Source organism: Vibrio superstes, from assembly GCF_003569005.1.
GTDB lineage: Bacteria > Pseudomonadota > Gammaproteobacteria > Enterobacterales > Vibrionaceae > Vibrio > Vibrio superstes.
Genome location: NZ_BCUR01000004.1, coordinates 1,872,472 through 1,896,535, shown reverse-complemented (window position 1 = coordinate 1,896,535; position 24,064 = coordinate 1,872,472). Strand labels below are relative to the sequence as shown.

The 24,064-nt window shown below is 46.4% G+C and carries 22 protein-coding genes; 15 read left to right on the top strand and 7 right to left on the bottom strand.

What is annotated here, in order from left to right; all coding sequences use genetic code 11:
• Positions 1–104: 104 nt before the first annotated feature.
• The 4 genes from hpaR to D5I41_RS16645 form a co-directional block, all read right to left on the bottom strand.
• Positions 105–521, bottom strand: a complete 417-nt coding sequence (hpaR, locus tag D5I41_RS16660) for a homoprotocatechuate degradation operon regulator HpaR (protein ID WP_119011534.1) — start codon at positions 519–521, stop codon at positions 105–107.
• Between the two features lie 158 nt (positions 522–679).
• Complete coding sequence (locus tag D5I41_RS16655; protein ID WP_119010773.1) at positions 680–1,978, bottom strand: TRAP transporter large permease; 1,299 nt, start codon at positions 1,976–1,978, stop codon at positions 680–682.
• Positions 1,979–2,506, bottom strand: coding sequence for a TRAP transporter small permease (locus D5I41_RS16650; RefSeq protein ID WP_119010772.1), 528 nt, complete (start codon positions 2,504–2,506; stop codon positions 1,979–1,981).
• A gap of 5 nt (positions 2,507–2,511) precedes the next feature.
• On the bottom strand, positions 2,512–3,537 hold the full coding sequence (locus D5I41_RS16645; protein WP_119010771.1) for a TRAP transporter substrate-binding protein: 1,026 nt from the start codon (positions 3,535–3,537) through the stop codon (positions 2,512–2,514).
• Positions 3,538–4,042: 505 nt separating this feature from the next.
• On the opposite strand from D5I41_RS16645, the gene hpaH reads away from it, so the two are divergent.
• From hpaH to D5I41_RS16595, 10 genes are all read left to right on the top strand, one after another.
• Positions 4,043–4,846: a 2-oxo-hept-4-ene-1,7-dioate hydratase gene (hpaH, locus tag D5I41_RS16640; protein ID WP_119010770.1), complete on the top strand. Its 804-nt coding sequence runs from the start codon at positions 4,043–4,045 to the stop codon at positions 4,844–4,846.
• A gap of 12 nt (positions 4,847–4,858) precedes the next feature.
• Positions 4,859–5,659 carry a 4-hydroxy-2-oxoheptanedioate aldolase gene (hpaI, locus tag D5I41_RS16635; protein ID WP_119010769.1) on the top strand — a complete coding sequence of 267 codons (801 nt, stop codon included), beginning with the start codon at positions 4,859–4,861 and terminating at the stop codon, positions 5,657–5,659.
• A 29-nt stretch (positions 5,660–5,688) separates the two neighbouring features.
• The gene (locus D5I41_RS16630) at positions 5,689–6,339 is read left to right on the top strand and encodes a fumarylacetoacetate hydrolase family protein (protein WP_119010768.1); all 651 of its coding nucleotides are present in this window, start codon (positions 5,689–5,691) and stop codon (positions 6,337–6,339) included.
• Positions 6,336–7,103, top strand: coding sequence for a fumarylacetoacetate hydrolase family protein (locus tag D5I41_RS16625; RefSeq protein WP_119010767.1), 768 nt, complete (start codon positions 6,336–6,338; stop codon positions 7,101–7,103). The genes D5I41_RS16630 and D5I41_RS16625 overlap by 4 nt, the downstream gene beginning before the upstream one ends.
• A 25-nt stretch (positions 7,104–7,128) precedes the next feature.
• Complete coding sequence (gene hpaE / locus D5I41_RS16620) at positions 7,129–8,652, top strand: 5-carboxymethyl-2-hydroxymuconate semialdehyde dehydrogenase (protein WP_119010766.1); 1,524 nt, start codon at positions 7,129–7,131, stop codon at positions 8,650–8,652.
• A gap of 66 nt (positions 8,653–8,718) precedes the next feature.
• Complete coding sequence (locus tag D5I41_RS16615) at positions 8,719–9,114, top strand: 5-carboxymethyl-2-hydroxymuconate Delta-isomerase (RefSeq protein ID WP_119010765.1); 396 nt, start codon at positions 8,719–8,721, stop codon at positions 9,112–9,114.
• Positions 9,115–9,131: 17 nt separating this feature from the next.
• Positions 9,132–10,097 carry an AEC family transporter gene (locus tag D5I41_RS16610; RefSeq protein WP_119010764.1) on the top strand — a complete coding sequence of 322 codons (966 nt, stop codon included), beginning with the start codon at positions 9,132–9,134 and terminating at the stop codon, positions 10,095–10,097.
• A gap of 66 nt (positions 10,098–10,163) precedes the next feature.
• Positions 10,164–11,021 (top strand): 3,4-dihydroxyphenylacetate 2,3-dioxygenase, encoded by an 858-nt coding sequence (hpaD, locus tag D5I41_RS16605; protein ID WP_119011533.1) that lies wholly within the window; start codon positions 10,164–10,166, stop codon positions 11,019–11,021.
• 8 nt (positions 11,022–11,029) lie between these two features.
• Positions 11,030–12,484: an NAD-dependent succinate-semialdehyde dehydrogenase gene (locus tag D5I41_RS16600; protein ID WP_119010763.1), complete on the top strand. Its 1,455-nt coding sequence runs from the start codon at positions 11,030–11,032 to the stop codon at positions 12,482–12,484.
• A complete protein-coding gene (locus D5I41_RS16595; protein ID WP_119010762.1) occupies positions 12,481–13,434 on the top strand; it encodes an MBL fold metallo-hydrolase in 954 nt (317 codons plus the stop codon). Before D5I41_RS16600 ends, D5I41_RS16595 begins: the two co-directional genes overlap by 4 nt.
• Before the next feature lie 18 nt (positions 13,435–13,452).
• Here D5I41_RS16595 and hpaA read toward each other — a convergent pair whose 3' ends face one another.
• Complete coding sequence (hpaA, locus tag D5I41_RS16590) at positions 13,453–14,328, bottom strand: 4-hydroxyphenylacetate catabolism regulatory protein HpaA (RefSeq protein ID WP_119010761.1); 876 nt, start codon at positions 14,326–14,328, stop codon at positions 13,453–13,455.
• Positions 14,329–14,497: 169 nt separating this feature from the next.
• Between hpaA and D5I41_RS16585 the strand changes: the two genes are divergently transcribed.
• Positions 14,498–15,670 (top strand): p-hydroxyphenylacetate 3-hydroxylase oxygenase component, encoded by a 1,173-nt coding sequence (locus D5I41_RS16585; protein WP_208639145.1) that lies wholly within the window; start codon positions 14,498–14,500, stop codon positions 15,668–15,670.
• 314 nt (positions 15,671–15,984) lie between these two features.
• Positions 15,985–17,199 carry a sodium/glutamate symporter gene (gltS, locus tag D5I41_RS16580; protein ID WP_119010759.1) on the top strand — a complete coding sequence of 405 codons (1,215 nt, stop codon included), beginning with the start codon at positions 15,985–15,987 and terminating at the stop codon, positions 17,197–17,199.
• Positions 17,200–17,254: 55 nt separating this feature from the next.
• Here the strand turns inward: gltS and D5I41_RS16575 are convergent, their stop codons facing one another.
• A complete protein-coding gene (locus D5I41_RS16575; RefSeq protein WP_119010758.1) occupies positions 17,255–18,919 on the bottom strand; it encodes an AMP-binding protein in 1,665 nt (554 codons plus the stop codon).
• 203 nt (positions 18,920–19,122) lie between these two features.
• Here D5I41_RS16575 and D5I41_RS16570 point away from each other — a divergent pair, with 203 nt between their 5' ends.
• The 3 genes from D5I41_RS16570 (at position 19,123) to recQ (ending at position 22,269) form a co-directional block, all read left to right on the top strand.
• Positions 19,123–19,416 carry a hypothetical protein gene (locus D5I41_RS16570; protein WP_119010757.1) on the top strand — a complete coding sequence of 98 codons (294 nt, stop codon included), beginning with the start codon at positions 19,123–19,125 and terminating at the stop codon, positions 19,414–19,416.
• A 70-nt stretch (positions 19,417–19,486) separates the two neighbouring features.
• The gene (locus D5I41_RS16565; RefSeq protein WP_119010756.1) at positions 19,487–19,858 is read left to right on the top strand and encodes a rhodanese-like domain-containing protein; all 372 of its coding nucleotides are present in this window, start codon (positions 19,487–19,489) and stop codon (positions 19,856–19,858) included.
• A 248-nt stretch (positions 19,859–20,106) separates the two neighbouring features.
• Positions 20,107–22,269 carry a DNA helicase RecQ gene (gene recQ / locus D5I41_RS16560; protein ID WP_119010755.1) on the top strand — a complete coding sequence of 721 codons (2,163 nt, stop codon included), beginning with the start codon at positions 20,107–20,109 and terminating at the stop codon, positions 22,267–22,269.
• A gap of 2 nt (positions 22,270–22,271) precedes the next feature.
• On the opposite strand, the gene D5I41_RS16555 is transcribed toward recQ, so the two are convergent.
• Positions 22,272–23,969, bottom strand: a complete 1,698-nt coding sequence (locus D5I41_RS16555) for an RluA family pseudouridine synthase (protein ID WP_119010754.1) — start codon at positions 23,967–23,969, stop codon at positions 22,272–22,274.
• Between the last annotated feature and the right edge of the window lie 95 nt (positions 23,970–24,064).

Genomic DNA, 24,064 nt, shown 5'->3' with positions numbered 1-24,064 from the left:
ACAAGGCAAACTATTTGTGAAGCAATGATTCCTACATGCACCATTTCAACCACACTATCGAGAACTTTAACAAGCAGAAACGCCCTCGTTAGTGCGAGGTGGTATTAACTATCGATCAAGTCATTGAGCAACTGTGACAGTTGAGCATACTTATCTGCCCCCACTCTTTGTTTTAGCGCCACATATTGATTTTCTATCTGTGGTCTTAATTGCTCCACCAAATGCTCTGCTTTATCGGTTAAGTGAATATAGGTCTTGCGTCCATCATGAGCGCATTTACGTTTCTCTACGTACTCTAATTTCTCTAAACGATTGATGATGCCGGTGAGGCTGGGACTTAAGATACTGCTTTCTTGAGATAGCGTGGTGAAGTCTATTTCCCCCTTTACATCTAATATCCTCATTACTCGCCACTGCTGCTCTGTGATGTCATTGCTCGCAAGAATAGGGCGGAAGTATTCCATGGTTATTTCCCTAGCGCGGATGAGCTGCAAAGGGAGTGAATCTTCGTATTTAGTCATTAGACAAATCTTCATAATATCTTGTTACCAATACAACATATATCAGATGAGCGCTGAAGTCATCAGGTGATATAGGTAGTTTTAGTTTTCCTTAGGACACAAAGGGAGCCGACATAAAACAAGAAAAAGAGCTTCCTCAATAGGAAGCCCTTTTGCAGTTAGTACAACATGTTAGGTAGAAATAGAACGATGGCAGGGACGAGTACAATAATGGCGAGTCTGACCATATCGGCCACCCAAAATGGGAACACGCCTTTAAAAATGGTACCGGTATTGATGTCTTTAATGATGCCGGATAATACAAAGACATTGAGTCCTACGGGGGGAGTAATCAGACTTATCTCTGTCACCACGACCACCACAATACCAAACCAAATAGGGTCAAAACCCAACTCCACCACAACAGGGAAGAAAATAGGGATGGTGAGTAACATCATGGACATGCTTTCAAACACGCACCCTAGAATGATGTAGATAAGCAGAATAATGCCTAGCGCCATCATTGGTGTCACGTTCGCTTCTTGGATCATCTCTACCAATGCGGTTGGTAAACCAGCTCGGTTGATAAAGTTTGACAGGATTAGCGCACAGATCACAACGGCAAATAAAGACGCAGATGTTTTTGCTGTATCAACCAGGATTTCACGCATTACTTGGTAGTTCAGTTTTTTGCGATATGCGGCAAGCGCAAATGCACCCGTCGCACCTATGCCTGCTGCCTCGGTGGGAGTGAAGGCGCCGATATAGATTCCACCCATGACCAATACAAATAGCAGTAATGTCGATAAAATCCCTTTGAGTGCGACAAAGCGACCTGCCCACGTTACTCGCTCGGCAGGAGGAGCGGATTCTGGTGATCTAAATACCACCCATTGCACTGCCGCTAAATAAAGGCCGATGCCTAGCAATCCAGGAAGAAAGCCAGCAGCAAATAATTCTCTGATACTACTTTCAGTCAATAACCCATAGATCACTAACATGACGCTGGGTGGAATAAGGATCCCGAGTGTTCCTCCGGCTGCAATCGAGGCGGCTGCTAAACCATCGGAGTAACCGTATTTTCTCATCGGTGGCATGGCCACCTTAGACATGGTTGCCGAAGTGGCTAAGCTAGAACCGCAAATCGCTGAGAATCCGCCGCAAGCAAGGATTGTCGACATAGACAAGCCTCCTTTACGGTGCCCTACAAATGCGTTACATGCGCGATAAAGCTCATTGGATAATCCAGCTTTGGTAACAAAGTTACCCATTAGAATGAAGAGTGGAATGACGGACAGGCTGTAGTCTTGACCGGTATCTATGATTCGTCTTGCCGCCATAGACATAGCCGCATTCCAGTTGTAGTCATTGATGTACCAAAACCCAATAAAACCGACAACCCCCATAGCAAATGCTAAGGGTAAGCGTAGGAATACCATTATGATTAGGGCTGCAAAGCCAATAATGGACTCAATCATTTAAGCCTCCTTGCTTTTAGCGGTTAAATCGGCGGAAGGGGGAGTTCGAGAAAATAGTTTCTTGCCATACACAAGCGCATTAAATAGGGTCAAGCTACCGCCCACAAAGCCTGTGATTGAAATGAGGTAAGTCACATACCCCAATGGCATCTCTAAGATTTCGGTCACTTCTTCATACTCCATTGAACGACCTGCCAATTTCCAGTTCATCATGGCTACCAAGATCAATGAAGCTGAGCAAATAAGGTTGATAGCAATTTGCCTCACACCAATCCATTTGGTGGGGAAGTAATTGTCCATGAGATCAACACAGATGTTTTCTTCGTTCCAAGAAACGAGAGGAAACGCCATAAACACCATAACTGCGAGCAGTACTTCAATAAGCTCAGTAGAACCCATCACTGGGACGTTAAAGAAGTAGCGACCAGTCACATCAACAAACGTAATCAACATCATGAGTAGTAGGCTGATGGCAGCAAGGGCCTCAAGCCCTCGCTGTATGGCCTTAGATAGACTAAAACCATTCATAGAAATTACAGTCCTTGTTCTAGTTGCTGGTGGAAGTAGGCATAGGCTGCAGGTCCGTCAACCTTGCGTTTTTGCGCTGCCTTGTGCCAAGTCGTCACTAATGGCTCGCTCGATTTTTTGAGCTCAGTGATCATTTCTTCAGTTGCAGGAGTAAAGGTATGGCCTCCCTCTAAAGCCGTCTCGTAAGCTGCGTTATCCACGTCATCCCACATCTTGCCGAACAGGCGTGATAGTTGTTCCCCAGAGACGTCTTTAATGCTTTGTTGGTCTTCTTTTGAGAGACTGCGTAGTGTGTCTTGGTTCATGACGATAGCGAAGCTACCACGATACAAACCACCAGGAATAACCAAAGTATTGTCTGCCACCTCAGCTAGGCGAAAAGAGCTTAATGCCTCCACAGGTTGATAGGCACCCTCAACAACGCCTTGGGAGATGGATTCATAGACCTTGGTCGTTGGAATGAAGACAGGGGTTACCTTCATATCTTTAGCGACGGATGATATGACGCCACCACCAACACGGATCTTCTTACCTTGCAAGGCGTCTAATGACTCAACCGGATTTTTGGTAATAAGTTGGCCTGGACCATGAACGCTCAAAGCCAACACCTCAACGCCTCTGTGCTCGCGTCCATCTTTTAGGTATTTGCTGTAGGTTCTCCAATAAGCCTGAGACATAAGTTCAGAACTTGAGCCCTCAGAAAAGGTAGGGATTTCAGGCAACTGGGTGAGTTGGAAACGACCGGCCTTATGCCCATGAAAAATCCAAGTCGCATCGCCAATACCATCGGTCACAACGTCAATTTGTGTGTGGGGTGGAGCTAAATCATATTCGATCTTGATACCCACTCGACCGTCGGTTGCTTCTTCTATCCAAGCGCCCCATGTAGGCCAAACCACTTTGTTAATACCATGGTTTGGTGAACCCCATGTACTGATCTTAATGATTTTTTCCGGTGCAGCCTGAGCCGAAAAAGAACCTATAAGTAGTAAAGCCGTCGTAGTAACAGCGGCGATCTTGTTTGCTCGCATAGCATATTTCCTTTCGTTTCACGGTGTGTAGGGTGCTCTATTACTGCAGAGCCTTGCCCATTTATATGGGTCGTTGTTTTGCTTTGATACTTAACATATTAACTAATTATCTACAGATTCAAATCGATAATGTTAAAAAGTTGTATTGATTTTGCTTGATGTGTTAACCAGATCAATGAATCAAAAATTAATCAGCACTTGTTCGTCACTTCGCAAGAAATCAAGCCTTTCTACCCTCTCAAATAATGCCAGATACAGTGACTCTAATCACATATCGACTGCAATAGGTTTACAGTGTGCTTGCTTGTAATTGAGTTAAATGCAAATAAGTAATTATTTATCAATAACTTAGGTATTGAAGTGTAATTTTTGGACATTAGTTAATATATTAAGTAAAGTATTTAACATGTTAACTACATTCAAGTCTGTAGAACACTATCTTACGGCCATTCATTAACACCAAGAAGCCTATATAGATGCCAACACTGAAACAAAAGGGAACAAAATGTTAACGGAAGATCAAATGCAAGTGGCTGCTGAACGCCTCTATAAAGCGGAAAAATCAAAACAGCAAATTCCAGCACTGACCTTGGATTATCCCGAAATGACGATGGACGATGCCTATGGCATCCAAAAGCGCTGGGTTGATAGAAAGAAATTAGAGGGAGCGAAGGTCAAGGGGTACAAGATTGGTCTCACTTCCCGCGCTATGCAGATGGCCGTAAACATCGACCAGCCTGATTATGGTGTTCTGTTAGATGACATGTTCTTTAGTGATGGTGCGCAGATTGATGTGTCTGAATTTCTAGATCCGCGCATTGAGGTAGAGCTTGCTTTTGTGCTCAAAGAAAAGTTAGAAGGTGACAATGTCACAATATTTGATGTGTTGAATGCCACGGACTATGTCGTACCAGCCTTAGAGTTAATCGCGGCACGTTGCCACCGCACAGACCCTGAATCAGGTTATACGCGTAAGGTTTACGACACGATTGCGGATAATGCGGCCAATGCTGGAATCATCTTGGGCGGCCGACCAATCAAACCCACAGAACTGGATCTGCGTTGGGCTGGCTCTATGTTGTATCTCAACGGTCAGATAGAAGAAACAGGCCTAGCGGGGGGGGTGTTAGGGCACCCGGCAAATGGTATTTGCTGGGTCTGCAAGCGATTTGCACCTCATGGAGTCTCACTTGAGCCAGGCCAGGTGATCTTAGCGGGCTCGTTTACTCGTCCGGTGCCCGTTAAACAAGGTGATACGGTGCATGCAGACTTTGGTGCTTTGGGTGGCATCTCGGTCAGATTTGTATAGGAGGGTCGCGTTATGTTCGAGAATCATTTTAAACAGGCATTAAAGCAAAGTGACCCATTGTGGGGCTTGTGGCTTGGATTACCCGATACCAGCTGCGCTGAAATATGTGGTAGCGCTGGGTTTGATTGGGTGTTGATTGATGGTGAACACGCCTCATTTGACCTCTCCGATATCAAGTATCACCTTCAGGCATTAGAGCCTCATAGCGCATCCAGTATTGTTAGGGCTGAAGACTCAAATCCAACATTGATTAAGCGCTTGCTGGATATTGGCGCGCAAACTCTTTTGGTTCCAATGGTGAACACCGCAGAACAAGCACAAGAGGTGGTTAAGTCAGCGATGTATCCCCCCCTTGGTACACGTGGTATCGGAAGTGCTTTGGCGCGAGCATCGCAATGGAATCGAATCCCACAATATCTGCATAGAGCGAATGACCAAACTTGTATCTTGGTTCAAGTGGAAACCAAGCAAGCCATAGACAATATCGAAGAGATAGCGGCCATTGAAGGCATTGATGGCATTTTTATTGGGCCTTCCGATCTATCTGGTTCTATGGGGCACATAGGTAACCCTGATCATCCGGAGGTCGTTGCAGCGATTGACCACGCTATTCGAGTCATTAATCAGTCCGGTAAAGCGTCTGGGATCTTGTCTTTAAACCCCAAACAAGCTCAAGAGTACGCATCCCGAGGCGTCAAGTTCATTGGGGCGGGAGTGGATACACTCTTGCTGAGATTGAGCGCAGAAAACCTCGCCAATCAATTGAAACACGTTAACGATATCGAACCCACCATAGTCGACAATGTTTATTAACCCTTACAGCCTAAAACGTAGGAACAACGATGAAAACGAAACTACAAGGAAAGGTGATTTGTGTTGCTCTCAATGACAAGCAGCAACTAGAGCATATGGCAGACACCTTCAAGCAACAGCCATACAAAGCACTGCCCACTGAACCGGTTTTATACTTTAAACCTCACAATACCTGGCAGCAGGGCGACAATTCAATTGAGTGGCCTACCCATGCCGACAGCCTAGTGGTGGGAGCAAGCGTCGCTGTGATTATGGCAAAACAATGCTGTCGCGTGTCGGAAAGCGAGGCAATGAATTATGTTGAGGGTTTTGCTCTTTTCCATGATTTTTCTTTGCCAGAAACCAGCTACTACCGTCCAGATATCAAAGGAAAGTGTATAGACAATTCGGCCTCGATATCAGCCCCAATCTTAAAGTCTGATGTCGCTGATTTAGCTGCTCTAGAGGTCCAAACCTCGGTAAATGGCGCACTGCAGCGTACCTTCCCATTGAGTCAACAATCTCGAACCATTGAACAGCTTATCAATAAGATCTCTCACATCATGACTCTAGAAAAGGGAGATGTCATCGCTGTAGGTTTTGCTGGTGAGCGAGTGGAGTTGCAACCTGGCGACCAGGTCAGCTCATGCCTAGGGAATGTACTTAGCCTAGAGAATAATATTGAAGGAGTGGAAGCATGAAGCGCGCAAGAATCAGTCATCACGGTCAGGTACTGGATGTTCTAGTGGACGAACAGGACGTCATTACCACGCTAGAGGGAGAGGTGATTGCATCTGATGATGTTCGTTGGTTATCGCCTTTAGAGAATCCCGGCACTATCTTCGCGTTAGGGTTAAATTACGCTGACCATGCCTCAGAGCTTGCCTTTGAACCACCAAAAGAGCCGTTAGTATTTCTAAAGGGACAGAATACCTTGACGGCTCATCAGCAGCCTTCATACCGCCCTGATGGCATTGAATTTATGCACTATGAGTGTGAGCTGGTGGCGGTTGTTGGCAAAGAGGCTAGAAACGTAAGGCGTGAAGACGCGCTTGACTACATTAGTGGCTTTACCATCTGTAATGACTACGCGATTCGAGATTACCTAGAAAACTATTATCGTCCCAACCTGCGTGTAAAAAGCCGAGATTCACTCTGTCCGATGGGGCCTTGGATTGTCGATACCGGCGACATAAAAGATCTCAGCGACCTCAAGATAGAAACCCGAGTGAATGGCGAGTTAACACAATCGGGTACAACCGCTGACATGATTTTTGACGTGCCTTTTCTTGTTGAATACCTGAGTCAATTCATGACATTGAAGCCTGGTGATCTCATCGCCACAGGCACACCTAAGGGACTCAAGGATATCCTGCCAGGAGATGTGGTGAGCTGTTCTATTGAGCAAATAGGAACGCTAGAAAATCCGGTTCTCTCTGAACAAGAATTTTACGCTCAGCGTTAAACGCATCTAGAAAAGGAACGAAATCATGACACAACAACTCGATACAAACCTGACCAAGGCCGAACAATTTCTATCCAAATATAGAGACAATACGTTAGGCCACTATATTGCGGGTGAGTGGACCCTTGGGTCTGAGGGTAAGACCTTTGACAACCTGACCCCAACGACCAATGAATCTTTGGGAAAAGTGGTGAAGGGAACGCAAGAAGATGTGAATCAGGCGTGTTTAGCTGCGCAAACCGCGTTTGCTGCTTGGGCTGAACTCTCTGGAACGGAGCGCAAGAAAATCCTGCATCGCCTAGCCGATAAGATAGAGGAGCGCGCTGAAGAAATCGCTCTAGTTGAATCTATGGATTGCGGGCAGCCGTTGCGCTTTATGAAGCAGGCAGCGATCCGCGGTGCAGCAAATTTCCGTTTCTTTGCCGATAAATCACCTGAAGCAAAGAACGGCTTATCGCTCCATCAAGACGATCATACGAATTACACCCTACGCAATGCCATTGGTCCTGTGGGCGTGATCACGCCTTGGAATACCCCATTTATGCTGTCTACTTGGAAGATTGCTCCTGCTTTAGCCGCTGGATGTACCGTAGTGCACAAACCTGCCGAATTTAGCCCATTAACCGCCGGGATCTTGGCTGAGTGTGCAGAAGCCGCGGGCTTGCCTGCGGGTGTGTGGAACATGGTGAATGGGTTTGGGGAAGTGGCAGGTAAAGCCATTACTGAGCATAAAGCCATCAAGGCGATTGCCTTTGTTGGAGAGACGACAACAGGCTCTATGATTCAAGCCCAAGGAGCCCCAACCCTTAAGCGTGTGCACTTTGAGTTAGGGGGCAAGAACCCAGTTATTGTCTTCGATGACGCCGATTTTGATAGGGCCTTAGATGCCGTTGTTTTCATGATTTACAGCCTAAACGGTCAGCGATGCACCAGCTCCAGTCGTCTATTGATTCAAAACGGCATTAAACCAAGGTTTATTGAGGCGCTTAAACAACGCGTTGAGAGCTTGAAGGTTGGGCACCCTCTAGACCCTGAAACAGAGGTCGGCCCGTTAGTGCATAAAACCCATTACAACAAAGTGCTCAGCTATATGGATGCAGCTACCCAAGATGGAGCAACCATTGCGGTAGGTGGCAGGGCGCTTGATGAGTTGGGGGCTGGAAATTACCTAACTCCGACCTTGTTCACCGAAGCAAACAACAGCATGAGAGTCGCTAAAGAAGAGATCTTTGGCCCGGTTCTTACCTGTATTGAGTTTGATTCTGAAGAAGAAGCCTTACAGATCGCCAATGATACCGAGTATGGATTGTCAGGCTACATCTGGACAGCCAATACAGGGCGTGCAATGAGAATGGCAAGCAAGGTCGAAGCGGGCATGATCTGGGTGAACTCAGAAAATAATCGTAACCTTCCATCCCCATTTGGCGGAGTGAAGATGTCCGGTGTAGGCCGAGACGGAGGAGACTGGAGTTTTGATTTCTATATGGAGACTAAGAATATCTGTATTGCACATGATACTCATAATGTTCCAAGTCTTGGTAAGCACTAATCGGATAATCAATAGAGGAAAGACTCACTGAGCTTTGCAGTGAGTCTTCTAAGCAAGGAATACAACATGCCACATTTTATTATGGAATTTTCTCCAAACCTGGAGTCGGATATCGACGTTCCACAATTGATGAAGGTTATTCATCGAGAGGCTATCAACACTGGCGTATTTCCAAAAGGCGGTATTCGCACTCGTGCAATCAAGAGTGACTACTACCTTATTGCCGATGAAGACCCTAGCAATCGATTCATTCATCTGACAGCGAAGATAGGAACAGGTCGGGATATTGCGACAAGAAAAGAGGCTGCACAGCGCATATTCACGGTGTTTTCCGATTTTCTTCAGCCTGTCTTTGAGGAGCAATTTTTGAGCATAGGGTTTGAGATGATTGAGCTTCATCCACAACTCAACTTTAAGAAAAATAACATTCACCAGAAATTGGCAGCCCAAAGCAAAGCCTAGTAATAGAGGAAAGCCCAGTGTCTGTTGCCCAACTCCTACATGTCGTGTTTACCATTTTGCCTGTCTTTCTGTTGATTGGTTTGGGCTTTTTGGCCGCAAAGACACGAATCATGCCGGAGAATGGACACAAGGTTCTGGCTGCATTTGTGTTTAATTTTGGACTGCCGGCCGCGATCTTTAGCGCCTTGAGCACCAAGTCCTTGGTTGAGATTTGGGACACCCAGTATCTGCTGGTTTACGCGCTTGGCTCCATGTTGGCCTTCGCGGTAGTGATGGGAGTGAGTGTTGCATTACTAAAGCGAAATCTGACACAGAGCGTGATTCTGGGCCTTGGTGGTAGTTTCTCAAACAGCCTGTTGATCGGTTTTCCTATCATCTATTTTCTGTTTGGTTCGGCAGCCTTAGTGCCATTTTCTCTGACCTTAATCGTAGAGAATTTGATCATGCTCCCCTTGCTACTGATGCTGGCAGACTTTTTTAGTGTTCAATCTGATTCGAGTGTTCGGCTTAGGTTTACAAGCACCTTAAAGAACTTGGCTAAGAATCCAATCGTGTTGTCGATAGTGTTAGGAATGAGTGTATCGGCGCTCTCCATACCCACCCCAGAAACCGCATCGAAGATGATAGATATGCTGGCGAGCACAGTCACTGGGGTCGCACTTTTTACGATAGGCGGAGGCTTGATAGGGGTTCGCGTTAATGGGATGAAGAAAGAGATAAGTACGGTTGTGTTGGGAAAATTGATTCTTCACCCACTGATCTTACTGGGAATGATTTTAATCTGGTTTGAGTTAGAGCCCACCATGGGTGCGGTCGCGGTCATTCTCGCTAGTATGCCAATGTTTGGGATCTACTCCGTCATTGGTCAAAAGTACAAAATGGAAGGGCTCTGTTCTGCGGTGCTTCTTCCCACCACCTTGTTGGCAATGGTTAGTGTGAGTGTAATGACAACAATAGCCTTGGCAATATTTAGTCTTAATTAATTTACTGATTGCGAGATTTCTGAATGTGAGAGGTCTCGAAGCGAGCTTAGAAAAGGAAGGGAAATGATGGGAAAACTCTGTGTTGCAGCAAAAATCACACACGTACCGACGATGATCATGTCAGAGCAGCCAGGTCGTTTACATGGTTGTCGTGAGGCCGCTATCGATGGACATAAGCAGATTGCACAAATGGCGAAAGACCTTGATGTGGATACCGTCGTGGTATTGGACACACACTGGTTGGTTAATGCTGGGTTTCACATCAACTCTAAGGATAAGTTCGTCGGGAATTACACCAGTAATGAATTCCCACATTTTATTCAAAATCTAGAGTATCAATATTATGGCAATACGGAGCTCGGCGATCTGATTGCTGATCGTGCCACCGAGAAGGGGGGGTTTACACTTTCTCATAAGGTTGAATCGCTCGAACTCGAATACGGCACCTTGGTCCCGATGCGTTATATGAATGAAGACGCTCAGTTCAAGGTGGTGTCTATTGCTGCCTGGTGCACGGTGCACGACCTCGAATCTTCACGCAAGCTAGGGGAAGCAATCAGAGAGGCAGTCGAGGCCAGCAACAGCCGAGTTATGCTTCTTGCATCAGGCTCATTATCACATCGTATCTGGAACAATGAAGACTATGAGGCCAACAACGGCACCTTCACTATCTCCAAGGAGTTTAATCGCCAAGTAGACCTTAGAGTGTTGGATTTATGGGCTAAGCGTGATTATTCAACCTTTATAAAAATGCTTCCGGATTACGCAAACCTATGTTCGGGTGAAGGGGGAATGCATGATACCGCCATGCTGTTTGGTGCCTTAGGTTGGGATGACTACCAAGGGAAAAGCGAGGTTATTACTGAATACTTCCCAAGCTCAGGGACAGGCCAGATCAATGTTGTGTTTGAAGTGACAGAGTAGGTAGCGTAATGAAACTCGATAATCCAAGTTTGTTTAATCAACGCAGTTATATCGGCGGAGAGTGGTTTACTTCAACTTGCGACAACAATGATGTCGTGATCAATCCATCTTCAATGCAACCCATTGGCACAGTGCCACGCTTGGGGCGAAATGAAGCCGAGCTTTGTATTGAACTGGCCCACGCCGCCTATCTTGATTGGAAAGACACAACGGCGGAGCATCGCTCGACCATCCTTAGAAAATGGTACGACTTAATGGTTGAGAACACGGACGATCTCGCCACTATTTTAGTCACCGAACAAGGCAAGCCCTTTGCTGAGGCTAAGGGAGAGATTGCCTATGCGGCAAGCTTTGTCCTTTGGTATAGCGAGGAGGCAAAGCGTGCCTATGGCGAAATAATCCCAAGCCATAAAACGGATGGGAAAATACTCGTCACAAAAGAACCAATAGGGGTGGTGGCGGCCATTACACCGTGGAACTTCCCAGCAGCTATGATCACTCGAAAGTGTGCTCCAGCCTTTGCCGCCGGTTGTTCTGTGGTATTAAAGCCGGCACCGGAAACCCCCTTTACTGCGCTTGCTTTAGCGGAGCTTGGGGAGCAGGCAGGCCTACCAAGAGGATTATTCAATGTGATCACCGGGGATGCGCTAGAGATAGGCAGTGTGCTGACCTCAAATAAGAAGGTGCGTAAGGTTTCCTTCACCGGCTCTACTAACGTAGGCAAGATCTTGATGAACCAGTCGTCTTCTTCCATCAAAAAAATGGCGCTGGAATTAGGCGGCAATGCCCCCTTTATTGTGTTTGATGATGCCGATATTGATTCAGCGATTGAAGGGGTAATGATCGCCAAATTTAGAAATGCAGGCCAAACCTGTGTTTGTGCGAATCGTATCTTTGTCCATGATGCCGTTTATGAAGAATTTGCTGACAAATTAGTCGCACGAGTGAGTGCGCTTGAGGTGGGTGATGGATTTGGGCAAGGCGTTGAAATTGGTCCCTTGATCAATTCACAAGCGATAGCAAAAGTGCAATCCCACGTTGAAGATGCCAGCTTGAAGGGAGCAAGAATTCGTTGTGGAGAGCTTCCAAGTCAGGGTGGTCAACTTGTAACACCCTTTGTGATTACCGAAGTGACTGACGAGATGATAGTGGCGAGTGAGGAAACATTTGGTCCCCTAGCCGCGCTGTTTAGGTTCTCTGATGAAGACGAGGTTATCGAGCGTGCCAATGATACAGATTCGGGCTTAGCTGCTTATTTTTACACCCAGTCACTGAGCAGGGCTTGGCGAGTGGGCGAGGCATTAGAGGCAGGTATGGTGGGAATTAATGAGGGTTTAATTTCTACGGCTGCGGCCCCCTTTGGTGGCGTTAAAGAGTCGGGCTTGGGCCGTGAAGGTTCTAGGCATGGTATGGAAGAGTATATGGAGATGAAATACATGTTTATGGGTGGACTGAATAAATGAATCGAACAGTAAAGAACACAGTAGCGGGTATGATACTTGGATTAGCGAGTTTATTGTCGACTCAGGCCATTGCTGATCTCATCGAGCCGTCGGATATTACTCAGGTGGTTATGTTAGGGACAGGAACGCCTTTCAATGATGCAAACCACTCAGGACAATCTGTTGCCATTGTGGTTAACAGTGCGGTGTATTTAGTGGACTTTGGGCCAGGTGTTGCTAGACAAATTGATGCAGCACGTCGTCAAGGCTATGCAGGATTCCCGGGCAATACCATGCGTCCTACCTTTATCAAGTATGCCTTCTTAACCCATTTAGATTCGGATCACACCATGGGGATCGCCGACCTAGTGTTAACCCCTTGGGTGCTGGGCCGTAAAGAGCCTATTTCTATTTATGGACCGCCAAACACTAATTTCTTAGTGGACCAAACGTTGAAGGCCTTTGATACGGATATTCAACACCGAATGAAGGGCGCTCAACCTGCCAACCCTAATGGCTACAAAGTGAACACTCAGATCATTAAGCAACCTGGGCAGGTTTATAAAGATGAGAATGTCACGGTTGAGGCATTTAATGCTCGCCATGGTGATTGGCCAGATGGCTATGCTCTAGGTTATCGATTTACCACACCAGATCGCGTGATCGTGGTGTCAGGCGATACGACGTTTGACGAGTCTGTGGTAAAAAATTATGAGGGCGCGGATATCTTAATCCATGAGGTGTATAGCATGGAGGGCCTGTCTAAACGCACTGAAGATTGGCAAAACTACCATCAAAAAGCGCATACCTCGACAGAGGAGTTAGCTAAGATTGGGGATAAAATACAGCCTCAATTAATGGTGCTTAATCATGTACTCTATTTTGGTACTAGCGCTGAATCTGTTGATAATGAATTTTCCGAGTTCTATAACAGAACCTACACTCTAGCTCAGGACCTAGACGTCTACTAATCCAATACAAGAGAGCAATTACTGTTGCTCTCTTTCCCTAAATCCTGAGGCTGTTTCCCCTGCATTCTTCTTAAAGAATCGAGCAAAATAAGCAGGGTCCTGATAACCCAATTCAAACGCAACCTCTTGCACTGATATTGCTGTCAGCAGTAACAATCTTCTGGCTTCCTGCATCACTCGATCTGCGACCAATCTTTTGGATGAAAGCCCGCTAACTCGGCGACAGATATCATTGAGTCGAGCCGTGGTGAGGTTCAGTTCGTTCGCATATTGAGGCAGGGCCCAATGGGCTTTATATTGCACCTCGATTAATTGACTGAACTGGTTAAATACTTGCACATCCGCGCTACGGTAACTGGTGTTGGTAGGTTGATCACTCGCAAGCCGGATCACGTCAATCAGGATCAATTGCATGATGGATTGACCGGCCACGTCACTCATAAAATCATTGGATTCTTGTTCTTGTAACAGAGCTTTAAAAAGTCTTATCAGTCGATTGTCTGCATCTATCTCCACACAAAAGGGCTGCATAGCGGTGGAAGCAACATCATTTCGTCCAATCTCGATGTCCAATAAGCGCCATACTAAGGTTTGACTCGCGGTGATGACAAAGCCACTGGCATGATCATCGGTAACGAAGGAATGGGGAACCGTGGGAGGGGTAAAAAACAGCGTGATACCATGCTTTGAGTAGTGAGACTCGTCGAGAAGGACGTGGGTATTGCCCTCTAGTATGCAATGTATCTGATAATACCGGTCGTGATAGTGTGTCGGCATACTTCGACCAAAAAACAGCGCTAAGCTATCTAATTTCTCTACATGAAACTCGTTGTTTTGATATCTCGAGTCGTACACGTTACCGATATTGAGGTTAGGTATTTTCAATGCTTCCATGTCATCACTCTATGAAATCCCTTCAACTAGTTAATATGTTAGAGAGTTCTACGAAAAGTACAAGCTAACATTTGTAACATCCATTTAACACTGACGTTTCAACAGACATACTGTTCAGCAATTGCCCAGACTCATAAATATTAAAGGGCTAAACGTTGAAAAGGAATCGATGATGAAAACACCTAATCCACTACTAGAAAAACTTCAAACTATCCTGCCAAAGATTGCAGAAAACGCGATGCAAGCTGAACAGGATCGTACGCCACCTGAAGAGAACATTCGCTTGTTGAGAGAAATTGGTTTTTTTAGGGCTTTTCAACCAAAGATATACGGTGGACTAGAAATTTCATTGCCTGAGTTCGCGGACTGTGTGGCGGCACTAGCGGGTGCCTGTGGTGGCACGGCATGGGGTGCCAGCTTGCTCGCCACGCACAGTCATCAAATGGCTCTGTTTTCTCAAGAGGCTCAAACTGAATTCTGGGGAGCAGACCCTGAAGCCACAGCCAGCAGTAGTATTGCACCCTTCGGTAAAACGGAAGAAACCGAGGGTGGTGTAATATTCAATGGTGATATGCGCTGGAGCAGCGGGTGTGACCATGCTGACTGGGCTATCTTGGGCTTTAATCGATTTGATCAAGATGGGAATAAGGTTTATTGCTTCGGTGTCGTTCCTCGTCATCAATACAAGATCATCGATGATTGGTACGCAGCTGGCATGAAATCAAGTGGTACCAAGACCTTAGTGTTGAAAGACGTTTTTATTCCAGAGCATAGAATCGAAACGGCAAAGGGAATGATGGAGGGGCGCTCGGCGGGAGCGGGGCTGTATCCAGAAAGTGATATCTATACAACGCCATATCGCCCATATTTCGCCTGTGGTTTTGCCGCGATTAGTCTAGGTATTGCTGAACGCATGCTTGAGGTGTACAAGGAAAAACAAAAGAATCGAGTACGTGCCTACACTGGTGCGAATGTAGGCGTTGCGACTCCAGCGCTACTTCGACTCGCTGAATCTACCCATCAGGTTTCAGCGGCCAGAGCCTTGCTAGAAAAAACATGGGAAGACCATAAAGTACATGGAGAGCGTCGCGAGTTTCCTACAGCCGATACCTTAGCTTACTGGCGCACGAATCAGGCTTACGCGGTTAAGAGTTGTATTGCGAGTGTCGATCGTTTGTTTGAGGCATCTGGTGGCATGGCGTGGTTTAGCGACAATGAAGCCCAGAGATTGTTCAGAGATTCACATATGACAGGCGCGCATGCCTATACCGATTATGATGTGTGTGCACAGATCCTAGGACGCCAGTTAATGGGCTTAGAACCAGATCCAACGATGGTTTAATCTACTAAACAATTGATAATGCCAAGCCCTGACCGAATTCGGTCAGGGCTTTTTAACTTTACCCTCACTCGGCAAACACATCATCCACGTTTATATGACAACGAAATTTTCTTTTATATATGAAGCATTAATATTTGCTTAAACTGCGCGCCGACTAATCCTAGAGCAATCTCCATTATATATTCTTCTTTAGTTTCTCTTTTGAGCAATTGATATAGATAAGTTAAGGATTTTCTTGAGGTTTCCATTACACTTGTAGCTTATCGTTGTATTTCATACGTCATTGCACTCATTGCCGAGGAACAGATTAATTTATGTCAGAAGTATTAGTACCACCGCTCGTTTCCTTTACCATCGCCATTGCATTGCTGTTTATTGGTAAAGCCATAATTGAGCGCTCAGAGGTATTGAAGAAATATTCCTTACCTGAACCTGTTATCGGTGGGTTTGTGTGCGCAGCAACTGTCGCTGTTCTTTATTATGTCTTTAACATTCAAGTCACGTTTACCTTGGAAGTTCGAGACTTTTTGTTGTTGTACTTCTTTGCAGGGATTGGTCTTCAAGCGGACCTGAAAACACTTATCAAAGGTGGACGCCCGCTGTTCATCTTGTTGTTGCTTGCTGGCACCTTTATCGTACTACAGAACGTTGTTGGCATGTCGGTAGCCACAGCGTTTGGCTTAGATCCTAAGGCCGGTTTGTTATCTGGCTCGGTCAGTTTGATTGGTGGTGTTGGCACAACCTTGGCTTGGGCTCCGACTTTTGTTGAAGAGTACGGCATTAGCAATGCAATGGAATTGGGTGTGGCGTCCAATACGGTTGGTTTAATCGCAGCCTGTGTTATTGGCGGCCCAATCGCTAATTACCTTTTGAATAAACACAAGGTGAGCCCCTCTAATCAAGAAGACGTTGCTGTGGGTGCGTTTCAAGACCATGAAACAACTGTAGAGCTTAGCCATTATGGTGTTTTGTGGGCGTGGTTGGTCTTAAATATTACTCTAATGTTAGGCTACAGTATCGGTGAATCTATTGAAGCTGCTGGCTTTAAGCTGCCTTTATTTGTGAGCTGCTTAATCGCAGGTATCTTGATTGGCAACATCGGTCGTGCCTTATTTAAGAAACGTCGAACTAAACAGAAGATTGAGCAGGGTCGTAAAGGCTTAGCGATGATTTCTGATATCTGTCTGGGTATGTTCTTGACCATGGCGTTGATGGGGCTTCATATCTGGGATCTAGATGGCATGTTTGGCTATATCTCAGTGATCATGTCCGCTCAAATCCTGCTATCTCTACTGTTCACTGTCCTAGTGGTTTACTACTTGATGGGCAGAAACTACGACTCAGTGGTTATCTGTTCAGGCTTCGGAGGCATAACCCTTGGCTCGACTGCGACTGCGATTGTGAATATGACTGCAGTAACAAGTCGTTATGGTGCGAGTCCGCAGGCCTTTATCGTGGTGCCATTGGTATGTGGTTTCTTTATCGATATTGTGAACGCGCTAGTGATCAGCTTCTTCGTGGGTCTGTAAACAGCCAAATGCAGGCCTAGAAAGCTAGGCCTGCTTAATTACCTTTCTTTGGCACTCAGTCGCGCAGTTCTCGGCGCAAAATCTTGCCTACGTTCGTTTTTGGTAACTCTTCCCTAAACTCGATGACCTTCGGGATCTTGTAACCAGTGAGGTGTTGGCGACAGTGCTTTTTAATATCGTCTACAGAAACCGAGCCGTTAGTGACCAGGATAAGCTTGACGCGCTCTCCAGCAACGTCATCAGGCACACCAACAGCAGCCGCCTCAATGATTTTCGGGTGCAGCGTGGCGACTTCTTCAATCTCTGTTGGGAATACGTTGAAGCCCGACACTAGAATCATATCTTTCTTACGATCCTCGATATAGAAAACGCCGTCTTCATCCATGCGGCCGATATCACCAGAGTTTAGCCAGCCATCCTCTGTGAGCACAGCCTTGGTTTCCGCGTCTTGTTTCCAATACCCAACCATGACTTGGTCACCGCGGATTTGAATCTCACCCACTTGATTTGCGTCTAATGGTTGTCCGCCATCATCTACGATCCTCATTTCCGTACTTGGTAGAGGTACTCCGATAGCCGGCACAAATTGCTGCTGAGTGTGGACGCCACCGGCAACTACCGGCGAACACTCGGTCAGGCCGTAACCCTCAATGATTGGCATCCCTGTAATGGCTTGCCACTCATCGGCGACGTGTTTTTGCGTCGCCATCCCGCCGGCAATAGTGAACTCTGCGTTAGAGAAGTCCAGTTGCTTGAATTTTGCATGATTAATTAGGGCAGCGAATAGGGTGTTCAGGCCAAAAATCATAGTAAATGGGTACTTGCTGAGATCATTTACAAAGGTGTTTAAATCCCTAGGGTTAGTGATCAACAGATTGGTGCCCCCCATATACATCATCAGCATCATACTGACTGAGTTTGCGAAGATATGGTAAAGCGGCAGAGGTGTGACGGCATGTTCTTTATCTTTTGCTGTACGCGGGCCGAAGTGCCCAAAGACCTGCAGCACATTAGCCATCACGTTCTTGTGTGTGAGCATTGCGCCTTTGGCAAGGCCTGTGGTCCCGCCGGTATACTGCAAATAAGCAAGGTCGCTTTGCTCAATCTTTGGCGGATTAAAGTCTAGGCGTTTGCCATCGGTCAGGACTCGTCTAAGAGAGATAGCGCTCGGGAGGTGGTACTTAGGCACCATTTTCTTTACGTACTTCACCACAAAATTAACTAGTGTTCGCTTATGCGGCGCCAATTCATCGCCAATACTGGTGAGGATTACATGCTTTAAGCTAGTGCGACTAATGACTTGCTGCAAGCTGTCACCAAAGTTTGTGACTGCCACTATGATGGTGGCGCCAGAATCTCGGAGTTGATGTTCAAGCTCACGAGGAGTGTAGAGGGGATTGACGTTCACCACGACCAGCCCTGCTTTGAGCGCACCTAGAATACAAATAGGGTATTGCAGTAGGTTGGGCATCATTAGTGCGATTCTATCGCCTTTCTTTGCCTTCAGTTCTGATTGAAGGTAGGCCGCAAATGCATCACTTTTTTCATTGATCTGTTGGTAGGTAAGAGAGTGTCCCATGTTGACGAATGCGGTGTTGTCAGCAAATTGTTCAAATGGTTTTTTGAACATTTCGTTGATATTGGCATATTGGTCGATATTGATGAATTCTGGTACGTCTTGAGGATAGGTTTGTAACCAAGGTTTATTCGATGTTGTCATAGTGCGATTTACTGATGTTGATAAGCGTCTATTTTACCTAACTTCTTGATCGTTTTTGTTGTTTTACCTCATAAACTTGAGCTCGGTAAAGACATCGAAAATTTTCACTTCTCAAACCATCAGTGTGTGAAGTACATCCTTTGATTAGCAAGATAGGTGTGTTGTGATTATGCTTATTATAAGCAAAAGATAGGGAATCAAATATGCGACTTTTAGCCTCACGAGAAGACGGTTGGAACCTGTACCGGGCAGCGGATCAGTATTTTGAATCTCGTGTACAGTTATCGGAGCAAGAACAAGTCACTAATGGTGAAGAACTACTTACCAATTCGGGTAATTTGAAGCAGCTTGCCTTCAATTTAGACTCAATCAATGGGTGGTTTAACGACAGCAAAACCGCAGAAGACCTGCAGCGCGTGATTGCGGCACTAGAACCTATGATTATTGAGCTTTGGCAGGAGAAAAAACTGGGCTCTTGGGTGATGGAGATCTACTAGAGTTCTTCGAAATGGGTGGAGTCTAGAGCAGACTGGAGCTTGTTTTCCTCAAACGAAGCAGGAGAGCTTTATGATTAAAAGAGTAATGGCGCTGGCACTACTTATCCCTAGCATGGCCTTTGCTACAGGGGCTTTTGCCACAGAGCGTGCAGAGCAGGCGTGGGAGTGGATTGACTCTGGTGCAGTCGTGATTGATGTGAGAACGCCGCAAGAGTTCAATGGCGGGCATCTCGACAATGCCGTGAATATCCCCGTAGCTGATCTATCAAGAGCCGATCTCTCCTTTGTGGATAGGGATGATCACATCGTAGTGTACTGTCGCAGTGGCAATCGTTCGGGCAATGCCAAACAAATACTACTGACGAAAGGGTATAAACACGTGCATAATGGCGGCGGATTGCAAATGATGTTGTCAGAAAAACAAGAATCACCTTCTGAATAGGAAGTGATTTAATACTATTACCCACAGCTTTGTGGCTGACTCTTCGCTATCCTTTTTATACCAATCACAGTAAGTAAGTGGTCAGAAATAGCGTAGGAAAAACGCTGGATAACAAGGCAGAACTTTTTGATAAGTAGTGATTCTACAATCAAAAATTCTAACGCCGTTATCGAGTGTTTTAACAAGCTAGGATGACCAGCTATTTACTACGATTGGTACTATTCATTTAACCCTCAGGATCTTTAGCATTGAGTCAGTTCGAGCACGCCACTAAACCACAGCCTATAGATGTACTTAATTCTGTATTTGGTTACGACAGCTTTCGTCACCAACAACAAGCCATAGTCGAGAGTGTGGTGCAGGGGCAAGATGTTCTGACCCTGATGCCCACGGGGGGTGGTAAATCTATCTGTTACCAGATCCCGGCAATGGTGCGTTCGGGTGTGGGTGTGGTGGTATCGCCACTAATTGCCTTGATGAAAGATCAGGTGGACGCCCTAAGACAAGTGGGCGTGGCGTGCGCCTTTCTAAACTCCACTCAAGATCAATATGAACAGCTGGAAGTAGAAGCCTCGGTAATGCGCGGTGAGATACAACTGCTTTATGTTTCTCCAGAGCGTCTGCTTATGGAGCGCACTCTTAACCTTCTTGAACAATCGAGCCTGTCGTTATTTGCCATTGATGAAGCGCACTGTGTAAGTCAGTGGGGACACGATTTTCGACCTGAATACCAAAAACTGTCCATCTTACCTCAGCGGTTTCCCAATGTACCTCGCATCGCCTTAACAGCAACGGCCGATGAGCGCACAAAACAAGAAATTATTGCACAGCTGCATCTCTCTGATGCCAAGGTATTCGTGCATAGTTTTGACCGTCCGAACATTCGTTATCATGTCAGTGAAAAAGCCAATGCAAAGCATGAGCTATGGGACTTTATTGAGAACAACCATGCCCAAGATGCGGGGGTCATTTACTGCCTATCACGCAAGAAGGTCGAGGAAACCGCAACCTGGCTTGCAGAGCAGGGGCGAGTGGCCTTGCCTTATCATGCGGGTATGTCTGTCGAGCAAAAGAATCAAAACCAACAGCGTTTCTTGCGAGAAGACGGCGTTATCATTGTGGCGACGATTGCATTTGGTATGGGTATAGATAAGCCTGATGTCCGATTCGTCGCGCACCTTAGCCTGCCAAAAAGTATCGAGTCTTACTACCAAGAAACTGGGCGTGCAGGGCGTGATGGAATGCCGGCAAATGCGTGGATGGCTTATGGTTTGCAAGACCTTGTTATGCAAAAACAGATGGTAGAAAACTCAGATGGCAATCAAGAATACAAGCAAGTGCAGGTGGGCAAGCTTAATTCATTGCTTGGATACTGCGAGCTGAGTGCTTGTCGCCGTCAGACCTTGTTAGGCTACTTTGGTGAGTCACTAGAGCAGGCGTGTGGCAACTGCGACAACTGTTTAAACCCGCCCAAAACATGGGATGGCACTCAGGCGGCGCAAAAGGCGCTCTCTACTGTGTATCGCTCAGGCCAGCGCTTTGGTGTGACGCACCTAGTGAATGTGCTACTCGGCAAGAGTGATGACAAGATCCAGCGCTTTGGTCACGATACCTTATCGACCTTTGGCATTGGCACAGAGCTTACTGCTGAGCAGTGGAAAGGGGTATTTAGACAGCTCATTGCAATGAATTACCTGACCGTGGAGGGTATGTATAACAATCTAAGGCTGACCGAGCAGTGCCGCGCTGTGCTGAAGGGTGAGCAAAGCATAGAGTTGCGTGAACTTCGTAAGGCTAAGAAGAAAAAATCCAGCGCTGCGAAAAAAAGCAACGCGCTTTCAGCTCAAGATGCAGAAGTGTTTGAGAAGCTAAGAGAGCTTCGTGCAAGCCTAGCCAAGGAACAAAATGTCCCTGCCTATGTGATTTGTCACGATACTAGCTTGGCTGATATTGCTCTAAAGAGACCCACCACATTGGACGCGTTAGGTGAGATATCAGGCTTTGGTGAAGCCAAGGTCGCTAAGTATGGCGAGCCGATCATCACACTGATGCAACTGCAGCCTAAGCCGCTCCCTACATTAAGCGCCACAGAGCAAACCACCCTTGAGTTATTTCAATCTTTGGGAGATGCAGAATTGGTGGCAAAAGAGCGCGCAATTGCACTCAACACCGTGATGAGTCATCTAGCATCAGCCATAGAGCTTGGAGCATGCCAACTGCAACAAGTGATTGATATTGAGCTTGTCGAACTCGAAGAGTTTGATGCTGCTATTAAGCAGCTCAACACTCTAACTGAGGCAAAGCTAAAGCCACTGTTTGAGCGCTTTGATGCCAAATACGATTACGGCACTTTGCGCTGTGTCGTCGGCCACTTTGCATACCAACAACAGCTGGCTACGCTGGCAAGTTAGCACTAGAACGGTATATCAGCCTCAAAGGTGACCCACTCTTTAGTAATGGGGTGGGTGAAGCTGAGCTGCTGTGCATGCAGATATAACCTTTTGTCTTTGCGGCCATATAAGGTATCGCCAATGATGGGCATGTTAAGCCCCTCGGCGTGAGCGCAATGAACGCGTAGTTGGTGGGTACGGCCTGTTTCTGGATACAGCATGACCTTGCTGTGTCCATCATTGGTTTCTAGAAGTTGATAGCGAGTGTGTGCTGGCTTACCCTCATCATACGACACCATTTGCCTTGGCCTGTCATAAGGGTCACCACATAAAGGCAGCGTAATATCCCCTTGTTTTTGCTGTAACTCGCCATCAATTAAGGCCGCGTAGCGCTTTTTTACTTCACGAGAGATGAACTGTTTTTGCAGGGATTTGTTGGCACGCTTAGTGAGGGCAAACACCAGTAAACCTGAGGTTGCCATGTCTAAGCGGTGCAGGGCAAAGGGGCCTTCGACATCGGGATACATTTGCTGTATGCGGTAAAACGCTGAGTCTTGAATGTGTCGACCAGGGACAGAAAGAAACCCTTCAGGCTTATTCACCACCACAATGTGTTCATCTTCATAGAGGATAGGAAAAGGCTTATCTTGTGCAGGGTTTTCTAGCAGCGGGTTAGGATCGACCTCTAAGCCTTGTAACATGTGCGAGAGAATAGGGTGGCACTTACTCATGCACGAAGGATAGAACTGTTTGTGCTGACGAATCTCAGACTTGGGTGAGTGGCCCCACCAAAATTCTGACATAGCGACCGGCGTATAGCCATTAAGGTAGGCGTATTGCATTAGCTTGGGTGCGGCGCATTCTCCTGCCCCCGCTGGTGGCACTTTATAGGCGGTTTGGGCAAATATCTGGTTCAAATCTTGACGCTGTCCTTTCGCATTCAAGAAGGAATAATGGGCGAAGATTTTGTGTTGCAGCTGATTGGATAACGCCGCGCGTTGGGCTTTTAAATCGGTGATGGCTTGCTCAATCTGAGTGATTGTCTCAGTCAGTGCCGTCCGCTTATCTGCCCATTCTTGCTTGAGCCTCTTTAACTGATTCTTTTGCGCCACACTCTGCTTAGCTAAGTTTTTCTCAAGCTCTTGATATTCCTGCTCTGATAGGGTGATTTGTGCTTGGGTGCGTTCAATTTTGCGACGCTTTCGACTGTCTGCGATGTCAGTTTTCAGACGCTTTATTTGAGAGGATTCTTCTTCAATAAGCGATGAAAGCTGCTGTTTTAACTGCTCGATGTTTGAGGTGCCTACAAAGGCTTTTAGCTCAGATGAAACCTCGTTGACCTTTTCTAGTTCATCCCTAAAAAATCCGTCATCATCCAGCATATCGTACACCGGTGGTACGAACCCTTGATGATGGTTTGTATCATCGATTTTGCCAGAGAAAGCGCTAAGAAACCCCAGCTCTCCTGCACTATTTTTTACCACCAACACACCAAACATTTTGCCTCTAGCAGAAGGGGTTATTTCTGTATTTAGGCTCTGATCGTCTTGCAGGCAAAAAAGCTCATTAAATCGATCATTTGAACTCAGGCGCTTTTGTAATAGTTCGCAGGCGATGATTGTCAGTGGGTTCGGATCATAATAAAAAGGAAAGGTGAATCGCTCCGGCATCGGCAGTGAGATGGGTTGCTTAAATTGGGTGAAAAGCGGGTCGATGCTCATGGATTAACGGTACCTTTAATGGGAAACGGTGGCTGGATATAGAGCCGATGGGCAGATTGTATTGAATACTCGCCTCATCTACCAGCATAGCGCGT

Excerpts from the sequence above, each read along its gene's own strand:
- hpaR (WP_119011534.1), bottom strand. The coding sequence starts at position 521 with ATGACTAAATACGAAGATTCACTCCCTTTGCAGCTCATCCGCGCTAGG.
- D5I41_RS16655 (WP_119010773.1), bottom strand. The coding sequence starts at position 1,978 with ATGATTGAGTCCATTATTGGCTTTGCAGCCCTAATCATAATGGTATTC.
- D5I41_RS16650 (WP_119010772.1), bottom strand. The coding sequence starts at position 2,506 with ATGAATGGTTTTAGTCTATCTAAGGCCATACAGCGAGGGCTTGAGGCC.
- D5I41_RS16645 (WP_119010771.1), bottom strand. The coding sequence starts at position 3,537 with ATGCGAGCAAACAAGATCGCCGCTGTTACTACGACGGCTTTACTACTT.
- hpaH (WP_119010770.1), top strand. The coding sequence starts at position 4,043 with ATGTTAACGGAAGATCAAATGCAAGTGGCTGCTGAACGCCTCTATAAA.
- hpaI (WP_119010769.1), top strand. The coding sequence starts at position 4,859 with ATGTTCGAGAATCATTTTAAACAGGCATTAAAGCAAAGTGACCCATTG.
- D5I41_RS16630 (WP_119010768.1), top strand. The coding sequence starts at position 5,689 with ATGAAAACGAAACTACAAGGAAAGGTGATTTGTGTTGCTCTCAATGAC.
- D5I41_RS16625 (WP_119010767.1), top strand. The coding sequence starts at position 6,336 with ATGAAGCGCGCAAGAATCAGTCATCACGGTCAGGTACTGGATGTTCTA.
- hpaE (WP_119010766.1), top strand. The coding sequence starts at position 7,129 with ATGACACAACAACTCGATACAAACCTGACCAAGGCCGAACAATTTCTA.
- D5I41_RS16615 (WP_119010765.1), top strand. The coding sequence starts at position 8,719 with ATGCCACATTTTATTATGGAATTTTCTCCAAACCTGGAGTCGGATATC.
- hpaD (WP_119011533.1), top strand. The coding sequence starts at position 10,164 with ATGGGAAAACTCTGTGTTGCAGCAAAAATCACACACGTACCGACGATG.
- D5I41_RS16600 (WP_119010763.1), top strand. The coding sequence starts at position 11,030 with ATGAAACTCGATAATCCAAGTTTGTTTAATCAACGCAGTTATATCGGC.
- D5I41_RS16595 (WP_119010762.1), top strand. The coding sequence starts at position 12,481 with ATGAATCGAACAGTAAAGAACACAGTAGCGGGTATGATACTTGGATTA.
- hpaA (WP_119010761.1), bottom strand. The coding sequence starts at position 14,328 with ATGGAAGCATTGAAAATACCTAACCTCAATATCGGTAACGTGTACGAC.
- D5I41_RS16585 (WP_208639145.1), top strand. The coding sequence starts at position 14,498 with ATGATGAAAACACCTAATCCACTACTAGAAAAACTTCAAACTATCCTG.
- gltS (WP_119010759.1), top strand. The coding sequence starts at position 15,985 with ATGTCAGAAGTATTAGTACCACCGCTCGTTTCCTTTACCATCGCCATT.
- D5I41_RS16575 (WP_119010758.1), bottom strand. The coding sequence starts at position 18,919 with ATGACAACATCGAATAAACCTTGGTTACAAACCTATCCTCAAGACGTA.
- D5I41_RS16570 (WP_119010757.1), top strand. The coding sequence starts at position 19,123 with ATGCGACTTTTAGCCTCACGAGAAGACGGTTGGAACCTGTACCGGGCA.
- D5I41_RS16565 (WP_119010756.1), top strand. The coding sequence starts at position 19,487 with ATGATTAAAAGAGTAATGGCGCTGGCACTACTTATCCCTAGCATGGCC.
- D5I41_RS16555 (WP_119010754.1), bottom strand. The coding sequence starts at position 23,969 with ATGAGCATCGACCCGCTTTTCACCCAATTTAAGCAACCCATCTCACTG.